This is a genomic window from Variovorax sp. 01T439_2, from assembly GCF_056398445.1.
Map to the genome: position 1 here is coordinate 1 of NZ_JBFTPJ010000277.1, position 10968 is coordinate 10968.

13 protein-coding genes are annotated in these 10968 nt (G+C 68.4%); 10 read left to right on the plus strand and 3 right to left on the minus strand.

The features are described from left to right. The 3 genes from AC1DOC_RS14790 to AC1DOC_RS14800 form a co-directional block, all read left to right on the plus strand. On the plus strand, positions 1–2533 hold a 2533-nt coding region (locus tag AC1DOC_RS14790; protein WP_478129998.1), incomplete at its 5' end, for an aconitate hydratase AcnA. Positions 2534–2563: 30 nt separating this feature from the next. Further along, positions 2564–3460: a GntR family transcriptional regulator gene (locus AC1DOC_RS14795; RefSeq protein WP_015866212.1), complete on the plus strand. Its 897-nt coding sequence runs from the start codon at positions 2564–2566 to the stop codon at positions 3458–3460. Positions 3461–3464: 4 nt separating this feature from the next. Beyond that, entirely contained in the window at positions 3465–4286 is an 822-nt protein-coding gene (locus AC1DOC_RS14800; protein WP_478079317.1) for an ABC transporter substrate-binding protein, read from the plus strand. On the opposite strand, the gene AC1DOC_RS14805 is transcribed toward AC1DOC_RS14800, so the two are convergent. Continuing rightward, complete coding sequence (locus AC1DOC_RS14805) at positions 4234–5151, minus strand: LysR family transcriptional regulator (RefSeq protein WP_015866214.1); 918 nt, start codon at positions 5149–5151, stop codon at positions 4234–4236. The two genes, AC1DOC_RS14800 and AC1DOC_RS14805, sit on opposite strands and share 53 nt — an antisense overlap. A 72-nt stretch (positions 5152–5223) precedes the next feature. Here AC1DOC_RS14805 and AC1DOC_RS14810 point away from each other — a divergent pair, with 72 nt between their 5' ends. From AC1DOC_RS14810 to AC1DOC_RS14835, 6 genes are all read left to right on the plus strand, one after another. Next, positions 5224–5898, plus strand: coding sequence for an HAD family hydrolase (locus tag AC1DOC_RS14810; RefSeq protein WP_478079318.1), 675 nt, complete (start codon positions 5224–5226; stop codon positions 5896–5898). A gap of 27 nt (positions 5899–5925) precedes the next feature. After that, a complete protein-coding gene (locus AC1DOC_RS14815; RefSeq protein ID WP_478129999.1) occupies positions 5926–6378 on the plus strand; it encodes a Bug family tripartite tricarboxylate transporter substrate binding protein in 453 nt (150 codons plus the stop codon). After that, positions 6306–6773, plus strand: coding sequence for a tripartite tricarboxylate transporter substrate-binding protein (locus AC1DOC_RS14820; RefSeq protein ID WP_478130000.1), 468 nt, complete (start codon positions 6306–6308; stop codon positions 6771–6773). The genes AC1DOC_RS14815 and AC1DOC_RS14820 overlap by 73 nt, the downstream gene beginning before the upstream one ends. Positions 6774–6779: 6 nt before the next feature. Continuing rightward, complete coding sequence (locus AC1DOC_RS14825; RefSeq protein WP_478130001.1) at positions 6780–7934, plus strand: DSD1 family PLP-dependent enzyme; 1155 nt, start codon at positions 6780–6782, stop codon at positions 7932–7934. Further along, a complete protein-coding gene (locus AC1DOC_RS14830; protein WP_018906926.1) occupies positions 7924–8340 on the plus strand; it encodes a RidA family protein in 417 nt (138 codons plus the stop codon). Before AC1DOC_RS14825 ends, AC1DOC_RS14830 begins: the two co-directional genes overlap by 11 nt. A gap of 69 nt (positions 8341–8409) precedes the next feature. Then, positions 8410–8703 carry a type II toxin-antitoxin system Phd/YefM family antitoxin gene (locus AC1DOC_RS14835; RefSeq protein ID WP_018906927.1) on the plus strand — a complete coding sequence of 98 codons (294 nt, stop codon included), beginning with the start codon at positions 8410–8412 and terminating at the stop codon, positions 8701–8703. A 9-nt stretch (positions 8704–8712) separates the two neighbouring features. Here the strand turns inward: AC1DOC_RS14835 and AC1DOC_RS14840 are convergent, their stop codons facing one another. Then, positions 8713–9369 carry a dihydrofolate reductase family protein gene (locus AC1DOC_RS14840; RefSeq protein ID WP_018906928.1) on the minus strand — a complete coding sequence of 219 codons (657 nt, stop codon included), beginning with the start codon at positions 9367–9369 and terminating at the stop codon, positions 8713–8715. Between the two features lie 99 nt (positions 9370–9468). Between AC1DOC_RS14840 and AC1DOC_RS14845 the strand changes: the two genes are divergently transcribed. After that, positions 9469–10239 (plus strand): glutathione S-transferase family protein, encoded by a 771-nt coding sequence (locus AC1DOC_RS14845; RefSeq protein WP_478130002.1) that lies wholly within the window; start codon positions 9469–9471, stop codon positions 10237–10239. Positions 10240–10260: 21 nt separating this feature from the next. Here AC1DOC_RS14845 and AC1DOC_RS14850 read toward each other — a convergent pair. Beyond that, positions 10261–10968, minus strand: a 708-nt coding sequence (locus AC1DOC_RS14850) for a LysR substrate-binding domain-containing protein (protein WP_478130003.1), incomplete at its 5' end; no start/stop codon positions are given.

Here is a 10968-nt window from a genome sequence, read left to right on the forward strand (position 1 = left end):
GGTCTTGCGCCTGCTGATGGAAAACGTCGCGCRCAACATGGAAGGCGCCGAGAAAGACGCCGCTCTGGCAGCGCTTCTCGCGTGGACCGACACCGGCACCAGCGAAGCGGAAATCGCCTTCCAGCCCGGGCGCGTGCTGATGCACGACACGACCAGCACGCCCGCGCTGGTGGATCTGGCCGCCATGCGCAGCACGCTGTCGGAGGCCGGTGTCGATCCGTCGGTGCTGAACTCGAGCCTGCCGGTGGATGTGTCGGTGGACCACTCGCTGGCGGTCGAGGCCTTCGCGCGCAAGGACGCACCCGAGGAGAACATGGCGATCGAGGTGCGGCGCAACGCGGAGCGCTACGCATTCCTGCGCTGGGCCTCGAAGGTGCTGCGGGGCGTGCGCATCAATCCGCCCGGCACAGGGATCATGCACACCATCAACCTGGAACAGCTGGCCACCGTGGTGACGCTGCAAGAGCGTGATGGCTTGCGCTGGTTGGTGCCGGACATGATGATCGGCACCGACAGCCATACGCCCATGGTCAACGGCATCGGCGTGCTAGGCTGGGGCGTGGGCGGACTCGAAGCCCAGACCGTGATGTTCGGCATGCCAACCATGCTGCGTATTCCCGATGTGATCGGCGTGCGACTTACCGGTGCGCTGCGCCCGGGCGTGCTGGCGACCGATCTGGCACTCGTCGTTACGCAGCGTCTGCGGGCTATCGGGGTCTCCGGCGAGTTCGTGGAGTTCTACGGCCCCGGTGTATCGACTTTGACCGCAGGCGACCGCTGCGTGGTGGCCAACATGGCGCCGGAGTACGGCGCGACCACGGGCTTCTTTCCGGTCGACCGCCACACGATCGACTACCTGCTGGAGACCGGCCGAACGCGGGCTCAAGTCGAACGCGTGGAAACGTACACCCGCGCGGCCGGCTTGTGGTTCGACCCTGCAGCGCTGCCGACCTACACGCGCGGCCTCCACATCGCGCTGGAGACGGTCGACATGCACATCGCGGGCCCGCGTCGCCCGCAAGACCTGTTGGGGTATGGCGATGCCGCCTCGGCCCTGGCCGCGCTCGCCTTCGAGCCGAAGGCTGTCGATACCCAAATGCCCCGATACCCGGTTGCCATTGCAGCCATCACGAGTTGCACCAACACTTCCGACCCGCGCTTGCTGGTTGCCGCCGGCCTCGTCGCGCGCAGGGCGCGCGCGCTCGGCCTGAAGGTGCCGCACTGGGTCAAGACATCGCTCGGGCCGGGCTCGCCCGCGGCAGCGGCCTACCTGGAGCGCGCCGGCCTCACGACCGACCTCTCGGCGGTTGGCTTCGACATCGTGGGCTACGGCTGCACGACGTGCATCGGCAACTCGGGTCAGCTGCCCAGGGTGATTCACGACGCGATGGGCAGAGGTGCGATCCATCCGGTCGCGGCGCTGTCGGGCAACCGCAACTTTCCGGGACGGGTTCACCCCGACCTCGACCTTGGCTTTCTGATGTCGCCGCCGCTGGTCATCGCTTTCGCGCTGGCGGGAGACGCGGAGCGGGACTTGCGCGTGGACCCTGTGCAGATCACCGCCAAGGGCAAACCGGTTTATCTGCGGGACCTGTGGCCTTCGGCCGAAGAGATCGAAATTGCGCTCGCGCGTTCGCAAGATCCGTCGGATTACCCGCGCGCCTTTGCCATCGCCACCGGCAACCCCCTGTGGCATGCGCTCGCCGCACCGGACACCGAGCTCTACCCCTGGAACCGCGCCTCCACCGCGCTGCGCCGCCCCCCGTTCGCCGCCTTGTCGGAAGGCAGCATGCTCGGCCGCTACAGCGCGTACCCGCTCCTCGTGGTGGGCGACGACATCACGACCGACCACATCTCGCCGGCCAGCGCGATTCCCAAGGACAGCCTGGTGGCCGACTTCCTCGTGGCGCGCGGCGACGACCGCGACGACCTGAACGTATTCGCCTCGCGGCGGGGCAACTGGGAGGTGATGGTGCGGGCAGCCTTCCACAGCAAGACGCTGAAGAACCTCCTGGCGCCTGGCGCCCCTGTGGCACACACGCTGCACGTGCCCACCGGCGAGGTGGTGCCGCTCTGGGAGGCCGCGCAGCGCTATCGCGCATCGGGCGATTCGGTCGTGCTGGTCGCGGGCGAGCGATACGGCACCGGCTCATCGCGCGACTGGGCCGCCAAGGGCCAGCGGCTGCTGGGTATTCGCGCTGTGCTGGCCAACAGCTTCGAGCGCATTCATCGTTCCAACCTGATCGGCATGGGCGTGCTGCCACTGCGCTTGCCTGCGGGCATGACGCCTGTCACGCTCGGGCTGGCTCCKGGCGATTGCATCGAGGTCGATGCGCAGCCCGAAAATATCCGCCCGCGCGGCCCTGTTGCCGTCACGCTGCGCCGCGCCGGTGGCCGCACGGAGTGCTTCGATGTGGTGGCGGCGGTCGAGACGAAGCTGGAGGTCGAGCTTCTGCAGGCTGGTGGCGTCATTCCGTCAACCCTGCAAAAAATGATGAAGAAGCATGGCGCGGCAGCCCTGCCTGCCGCGTAGATAACCGGAATCGCTGGAGAATCCGCCCCTATGCGGACCGATCAATCCATTCCCTCGCAAATTCTCGACCTCATCCAGGCAGACGCCATGCCGGCTGGCACTCATCTGCCGGCGCAGCTTCTGGCTGACCGACTGCGGGTGTCGCGCTCTCCCGTGAACGAAGCGCTGTCGCTGCTGGCCGAGAAGGGCGTGCTCATGCGCCAGCCCAATCGGGGCTACTTTCTGGTGAAGCCCATCGAGAATGAGGCGAGGGCACTCGCCGGCGAGTTGGGACTCGAAGAATCCGACGTTGTGACCGAGGTGTACTTTCGCATCGCAGACGATCGATTGAGGGGGCTGCTGCCCGATGAGTTTCCCGAGGCGCTCCTGAAGCAACGCTACGGCCTCACCCCCGTGCAGCTGAATGGCGTGCTCAGTCGCATTGCCAATGAAGGCTGGGCCGAGAAGAAGCCGGGCTACGGCTGGGTGTTTTCGTCGATGCTGACCACCGCCGACAGCCTGCTGCAGTCGTATCGGCTGCGCCTTGCGCTCGAGCCCGCCGCGCTGCTCGAGCCCAACTACCACCTATCGCCCCAGGTGATCGCGCGCTGCCGCGCAGCGGAAAAGCATTTGCTCGAAGGCGGCATCGAAACCGACACCGCCGATCAGCTGCACGACCGCGGCGTGCGCTTCCACGAATCGCTGGTCGAGGGCTCGGGCAACGCGTTCTTCATCGACACCATCCGGCGCGTCAACCGCGTGCGCCGGCTGCTGTCGTACCGCTCGATGCAGGACCGCAGCCGCTACAAGGAACACTGCCAGCAGCACCTGCACCTGCTCGACCTGCTCGAGCGMGGCCGCAACGACGAAGCGTCGAAGGCCATGCACCAGCACCTTTCCAGCACGCTGCGCAATCTCGCGAAGATCAGCAGCATCCTCAAGACCTAGCTCCATGACCATCGATTCCGCCATCGTCCGGGCGTTCGCACCCACCGGCGCATTGCGCGCCTCCATCAACCTCGGGAACCCGATCCTCGCCCATGCGGACAAGACAACCGGCGCGCCCGCCGGCGTTTCGGTGGACCTGGCATGCGCCTTTGCGAAACGCCTTGGCGTCGCGCTGGAACTGGTGGTCTTCGATGCCGCGGGAAAGTCGGTCGAAGCGGTGGCCAACGAGCAGGCCGACATCGGCTTCTTTGCGATCGACCCGGTGCGCGGCGCGCAGATCGCGTTCACCGAGGCGTACGTGCTGATCGAGGGCAGCTATCTCGTCCGCGAGCGTTCGCCTTTGCAGCACAACGACGAGGTCGACCGCGAAGGAACCGCGGTCGCGGTCGGCAAGGGAAGCGCCTACGACCTCTACCTGACGCGCGAACTCAAGCATGCGCAGATCGTGCGGGCACCGACTTCGCCCACCGTGGTCCAGACCTTCCTCGAGCAGAACCTGGATGTGGCTGCTGGCGTGAGGCAGCAACTCGAATCGGACAGCCGCGTGCACGCCGGCCTTCGCCAGCTGCCTGGCCGCTTCATGGTGATCCGGCAGGCCATGGGAACACCCAAGACCCGGGGCGCGGACGCGGCGCGTGCATTGCGGGTTTTCGTGGAAGAGATGAAGGCGTCCGGCTTCGTGGCCGATGCGCTGAACAGGCACGGCATCGAAGGCGCATCGGTGGCGCCGCCCGGGCCTGCAGAGGACGCACTCGAAGGCCGGCCTCTTTCCATCACCCAGCGCTCGGCCGGCCCGCTGCCCCCGCCGCTTCCACCAGGAAGCTGACCAGCGCCTGCACCCGCGCGCTGCGCCCCTTGCGCGTGGGGACCAGCACCACCACCGGGGCGGCGCCAAATTCCCAGTCCGCCATCACGCGCTCGAGGCGGCCGGCGGCCAGCGCTTCGGCGGCATCCCATTGGGAGCGCAGCACGATGCCCAGGCCATCCTCGGCCCACTGGCGCGCCACGCTGCCGTCGTTGCTGACGAAGGCCGGGTTGATGCGCAGCGTCTCGCCCTTGCGGGCGCCGCTGCCCGCGGGCCGCATGTGCCACAGCGTCACGTCTTCATCGTTCTCGCGGATGCAGATGCAGGCGTGGTAGGCCAGGTCCGCCGGGTTGCGGGGCGTGCCGTGCTCGCGCAGGTAGCCGGGGCTCGCGCACAGCCAGCGTTCGTTGGAGGCGAGCGGGTGCGCCACCCAGGACGAGTCGCGCACCGCGCCCACGTGCACCACCGCGTCGGAATCGTGCTTGTCGGGCCACGGCGTTTCACGCAGGTCCAGCTGCAGCCGCAGGGCCGGATGCAGGCGGGAGAAACGGGACAGCCACGGCGCGACATGCGTGCGGCCATAGCCGAAGGACGCGGCCACGCGCAGCGTTCCGCTCAGGCGCCGGTCGTCGCGCTGCAGGGATTCGCGCAGGCCGTCGAACTTCAGCAAAAGTTCATAGGCCTCGCGCCCGAAGCGTTCGCCTTCCGAGGTCAGGTGCAGCTTGCGCGACGTGCGGTTGGCCAGCACCAGGCCCAGCGAGGCCTCGAGCTTGCGCAGGCGCATCGACAGCGCGGGCGGCGTGACACCGAGCGAGCGCGCGGCCGCGCTGAGCGAGCTCTCGCGCAGCAGCGCGGCAGCCAGGCGAAGGTCTTCGATCTGCATCATTCAGCTGAGCTTAACTATTGATGACGCAAGAGTGAAGCTCGAAGATACCTTGGCGCACCTAAAGTGAGCGCCATGCAAAACACTTCGACCCCCAATGCCGCGGCCGGGCGCTATCCCCGGGCCGTGCTGTTCGACCTGCTCACTGCGCTGCTCGATTCGTGGACCGTCTGGAACGCGGCTGCCGGCTCCGAGCAGATGGGCCGCAGCTGGCGCGCCGAATACCTGCGGCTGACCTATGGCTGCGGCGCCTACGTGCCGTACGAAGACCTGGTACGGCAGGCCGCGGCCACCGTGGGGTTGCCCGCGAGCGCCCCGCAGTCGCTGGACGACCATTGGGACGAGCTGCCCGCATGGAGCGGCGCCACCGAACTGCTGCGGGCGCTGCAGCCCCACTGCAAGCTGGCCGTGGTGACCAACTGCTCGCGGCGCCTGGGCCAACGCGCCGCCGAACGCCTGGGAATCGACTGGGACGTGGTCGTGACCTCCGAGGAGGCGGGCTTCTACAAGCCCGATCCCAGGCCCTACCGGCTGGCCCTGGAGCGGCTGGACGTGCAGCCGGCCGAGGCGGCCTTCGTTGCCGGGTCAGGCTACGACATGTTCGGCACCGCCAGCGTCGGCCTGCGCACCTACTGGCACAACCGCGTCGGCCTCGCCCGGCCCGAAGGCGCGCCGCTGGCGGAGGTCGAGTCGCCCACGCTCGATGGCGCGCTGCCATGGCTGCGCGGCTTCCGACCGGCCGCTTCCTGATCCAACCCACCACTCCAGGACCTGCCCATGATCCACTCCCTTCGCCTGGCCGGCAGCCTTGCTGTCCTCAGTGCCGGCTTGCTGGCCGCGCCCGGTGCTTTCGCCCAGCCGTTTCCGAATCGCCCCGTCACGCTGATCGTTCCTTTCCCCGCAGGCGGTCCCAGCGATGCACTGGCGCGCGCCGTCGCGCAGAAGATGGCTGCGCCGCTGGGCCAGCCCATCGTCATCGAGAACCTCGGCGGCGCGAACGGCGTCATCGGCCTGACGAAGGCGACCAAGGCCGCCGCCGATGGCTACACGATCTCGTTCGGAGGCATCGGCACGCATGTGGCCAACCTCGCGCTGTACAAGAAGCTGGCCTATGACCCCGTTGCCGATTTCGCGCCCATCGGCACGGCTGCGTGCTGTTGCTGTCTTCCCTCGGCCAGAACGCCACGCACGTGCCCTACAAGGGCGTGGCGCCGGCGGTCAACGACCTGATGGGCGGGCAGACCGATTTCATGTGCGACCAGACCACCACCGCACTGCCGCAGATCGCCGGCGGGCGCATCAAGGCCATCGCCGTGCTGTCGGGCACGCGCCTCGCGCAGCTGCCGCGTGCAGCCACCGCGGCAGAAGGCGGCCATGCGCTGGACGTGCGTTCCTGGAATGCCTTCTTCGCCCCGCGCGGCACGCCGCAGCCCGTGCTCGCCAGGCTGACCGGCGCGCTGCAGCAGGCGGTGGCCGATCCGGCGCTGCGCAAGCAGATGGAGGGGCTGGGCGTCGACCTGCCCGCACCCGCCGATGCAACGCCCGCCGCCGTCGCCGCGCTCATTGCGCGCGGCATCCGCGACGACGTGCCGGCCCTCAAGGCCAAGGGCCAATACCTGGACTGATCCGAAATGAACAACATGCAGAACAACTTCCCAAATCTTGCCGACATCGACACCCCCGCCGCCATCGTGGCGCTTCCGCGCATGCAGCGGAACATCGCGCGCATGCAGCAGCAGGCCGACGCGCTGGGCGTGCGCTTTCGCCCGCACGTGAAGACCAGCAAGTGCGCCGATGTGGTCGCGGCCCAGCTTGCCGCCGGCGCGGCGGGCATCACGGTGTCGACGCTGAAGGAGGCCGACCAGTTCTTCGCCCGCGGCGTGACCGACATCCTCTATGCCGTCGGCATGGCGCCGCACCGGCTCGCGCATGCGCTGGACCTGTGCCAGCGCGGCTGCGCGCTGCAGATCCTGACCGACAGCGTCGAAGGCGCGCGGGCCATCGCCGAATACGGCCGCGCACATGGCCACGCCTTCGAGGTACTCGTCGAGATCGACACCGACGGCCACCGCTCCGGCATCAAGCCGGGCGAGGACCTGCTGCTCGACGTCGGCCGCGTGCTGCACGAGGGCGGCATGCGCCTGGCCGGCGTTCTCACGCATGCGGGCTCCAGCTACGAACTGCACACGCCCCAGGCCCTGGCCGCCCTGGCCGAGCAGGAACGTGCGGGCTGCGTGCAGGCCGCGCAGCGCCTGCGCGCCGCCGGCCTGCCGTGCCCCATCGTGTCGGTAGGCTCCACGCCCACGGCGCTGGAAGCAGCATCGCTGGAAGGCGTCACCGAGCTGCGCGCCGGGGTCTATGTCTTCTTCGACCTGGTGATGCGCAACGTGGGCGTCTGCCGCACAGAAGACATTGCGCTGAGCGTGCTCACCACCGTCATCGGGCACCAGGCCGACAAGGGCTGGGCCATCGTCGATGCCGGCTGGATGGCCATGAGCCGCGACCGGGGCACGGGCAAGCAGCAGCGCGACTACGGCTATGGCCAGGTGTGCACCGTGGACGGCKTGCCCATCGAGGGCTACCTGCTGTCGGCCGTCAACCAGGAGCACGGCATCCTCTCGCGCGAGGGCACTGCGGACCCGGACATCGTGGCGCGCTTCCCGGCCGGAACCCGGCTGCGCATATTGCCCAACCATGCCTGCGCCACCGGCGCGCAGTTTCCCGCCTACCAGGCACTGGCCGCGGACGGCACAGTGCAAACCTGGGAGCGTTTCCATGGCTGGTGAGAACGCTGCCGAGTCCAACAACATGTCGGGCCCGGTCCATGTCGCAGTGCCCGCGCTGGCCAGGCCGGGCGGCCACTACAGCCATGCCGCAGTCGGCGGCGGCCTGGTCTTCATTGCCGGGCAACTGCCGATCACGCCGGAAGGCGAGCGCCTGGTGGATGCGGCGTTCGAAGCCCAGGTGGCGCAGACGCTGGCGAACGTGCAGGCCGCCTTGCTCGCCGCGGGTTCGGGCATCGACAAGCTGCTGCAGGTAAGGGTCTATCTCGACGACATCGCCAACTGGCCCGCGTTCGACAGGATCTATGCGCAGTGGGCCGGACCCTCGCGCCCGGCCAGGGCCATCGTGCCGACCGGGGCGCTGCACTTCGGGTTCAAGGTCGAGGTGGAGGCGATGGGGCTTGCGTGAATGGGCGATTGCGGTTGCAGGCTTGGACGTTAGACTGACGCGAATACAAACCTTAATGGATACCGCAATATGCCATTGAGAGCACCAGACATTGTTCCCATCAGCGAAGCGCGCGTCCGGCTCACTGAACTGGCCGAAGATGTGGTCCGCGGCGGCGCGGAGAAGGTGCTGACCAAGAACGGCGCGAGCTACTTTGCCTTGGTCGATGCACGCCGGCTCGACTACTACCATGCCCTCGAGTCGGAGCACGCCAGCCTCGTGCTGGCCGAGGACGCCATCACCGGCCTGCGGCAGGCCTTGGCAGGCCAGTTCGTGTCTGACGAGGAACTGGACGGGGCACTCGGCATCGCATCGGCGCCGTGAGCATGCCCGTCAAGGCGCGCTACGTCGCAGGAACACATGCGTGGCCCTCTCGCCTGCCACCTGCCGTTCGCAGCGGTAGCCGAGCGCCGGCAGGTCCAGGCCTGCGAACAGCGCCTCGCCCTTGCCCAGCAGCACCGGACGCACGGCCAGGTGCAACTCGTCGATCAGCCCGGCCTTCAGGTATTCGCGCACCGTCGCCACGCCGCCGCCCACGCGCACGTCGCGCGCGCCAGCGGCGGCCTTTGCCAGCGCGAGCGCTTCGTGGATGCCGCCGGTGACGAAGTGGAAGGTGGTGCCGCCCTGCATCTTCAGCGGCGCGCGGGCATGGTGGGTGAGCACGAAGACCGGCACGTGATAGGGAGGCTCGTCGCCCCACCAGCCTTTCCAGCTTTCATCGGGCCAGGGACCGCGCACCGGCCCGAACATGTTGCGCCCGAGGATCCAGGCACCCATCTCGGCAAAGCCTTGTTCGGCCATCCCGTTGTCGATGCCGGTCTCGCCGTTGGCCTCGCCCGTCTTTTGCATCTGCTGCCAGACGCGCGTGGGAAAGAACCAGTCCATGAGTTCGGGACCGCGAACGCCCAGCGGGTGCTCCAGGCTCTGGTCCGGGCCGGCGGCGAAGCCGTCGAGCGAAACGCCGAAGCTGCGCACGAGCAATCGGGCCATGAAGTCGTCTCCTGCAAGAAGAAGGGAGCTTCAGTTTAGCGCCGGCGGCATCCCGACGAACCCTCGTTCGAGGCCATGGGCATCGCGCAGAATGCGCGCATGAGCATCGAATACATCAGCGTTGAGGAAGCCATTGCCGGCACCGGCCTGCACATGGTGGTTGTCGGCCACATTCCCAGCCCCTGGTCCGAGGCGGCCAAGGGCATCCTGCATGTGAAAGGCATTCCGTGGAAAGCGGTGCGCCTGGCCTACGACAGTCCGCAACTCAAGGCCTGGGCCGGCCAGCGCAACGCGCCCGTGGCCTTCTACAACAACGAGGCGCCGCGCTCGGGCTGGGCGGACATCCTGCTTTTGTGCGAGCGGCTCGCGCCGCAGCCTTCGCTGCTGCCGGCCGATGCGGCTGAGCGGGCGCTGATGTTCGGCCTGGCCCACGAGATCTGCGGCGAGCAGGGGCTGGCCTGGTCGCGCCGCCTGCAACTGGTGCAGGCCGGCCTCGCAGGAGAGGGCGGTTTCGCTGCGCCGGCCGCGGCATACATCGGCAAGAAGTACGGCTTCAGTCCACAGGCGGGCGCGAGTGCCCCCGCGCGTGTGGTGGCTGTGCTGAAGATGCTGGCGGCGCGCCTGAAGGCGCAGCAGGCGGCCGGCAGCGATTACTACATCGGCGCAAGTCTTAGCGCAGTGGACATCTACAGCGCGACCGCGCTGGCGCTGATGCGTCCGTTGCCGCACGCCATCTGCGGGATGGACCCCACGACGCGCCGGGCCTTCGAGTTCTGCGAGCCGGTGACCGACGCAGCGCTGGACGATGTACTGCTGCGGCACYGGGACATGGTCTACGAGCGGCACCTGGGACTGCCGCTGTCGCTGTGACGGTCCCGCGGAGCCGCGCATTCACGGCGCGCTTGTCCGCTCGTTCAGCGGCCGGCAAACCTCCAGCACCAACCCGCGCAGCCACTGATGCGCAGGATCGCGGTCCAGGCGCGGGTGCCACATCTGCGACACGGTGATCTGCTCGGTCGGCATCGGCAGCGGGAACGAGCGCAGCGTGCCGCGCGCCCTCAGGTGTTCGAAGTAGGAGGACGGTATCAATGCAACCAGGTCGGTCGCGGCCGCTATCGACAAGGCAGTGCCGAAGCTGGGCACCACGACCGCGGTGTTGCGCACCAGGCCCATCGCCGCGAGTGCGTCGTCCGCCGGTCCCACGGTCCGGCCATGGCGTGAAGTGACCACGTGGTCGCAGGCCGCGTAGCGCTCGGCCGTGATTTCAGGTCCGGCGAGCAGGGGATGGCCATCGCGCACCACCGCAATGAAGCGATCGCGAAAGAGCGCCTGGACGCGGACCTCCGGGCCCGACTCGCCGAGAACGCCGATGTCCAGATCGAGCAGCCCCTCGCGCAGGGGCCGGACATCCTTGTCGGGCTTGGGCGCGAAACGCAGGCGCACGCCAGGCGCCTCGTGCGCGGCGCGGGCCACCAGCCGAGGCGCGAAGCCCTCGATGAAGCCGTCGTTGGCCCGTATCGTGAACAGGTGCCGGAGTGTGCGCGGGTCCAGGTTCGCGCCGGCGGGCTGGAGCACCGCACGCGACTCCTGCACCAGCTC

Coding starts and splice junctions, on each gene's coding strand:
- AC1DOC_RS14800 (WP_478079317.1), top strand. CDS start 3,465: ATGACCATCGATTCCGCCATCGTCCGGGCGTTCGCACCCACCGGCGCA.
- AC1DOC_RS14805 (WP_015866214.1), bottom strand. CDS start 5,151: ATGATGCAGATCGAAGACCTTCGCCTGGCTGCCGCGCTGCTGCGCGAG.
- AC1DOC_RS14810 (WP_478079318.1), top strand. CDS start 5,224: ATGCAAAACACTTCGACCCCCAATGCCGCGGCCGGGCGCTATCCCCGG.
- AC1DOC_RS14815 (WP_478129999.1), top strand. CDS start 5,926: ATGATCCACTCCCTTCGCCTGGCCGGCAGCCTTGCTGTCCTCAGTGCC.
- AC1DOC_RS14830 (WP_018906926.1), top strand. CDS start 7,924: ATGGCTGGTGAGAACGCTGCCGAGTCCAACAACATGTCGGGCCCGGTC.
- AC1DOC_RS14835 (WP_018906927.1), top strand. CDS start 8,410: ATGCCATTGAGAGCACCAGACATTGTTCCCATCAGCGAAGCGCGCGTC.
- AC1DOC_RS14840 (WP_018906928.1), bottom strand. CDS start 9,369: ATGGCCCGATTGCTCGTGCGCAGCTTCGGCGTTTCGCTCGACGGCTTC.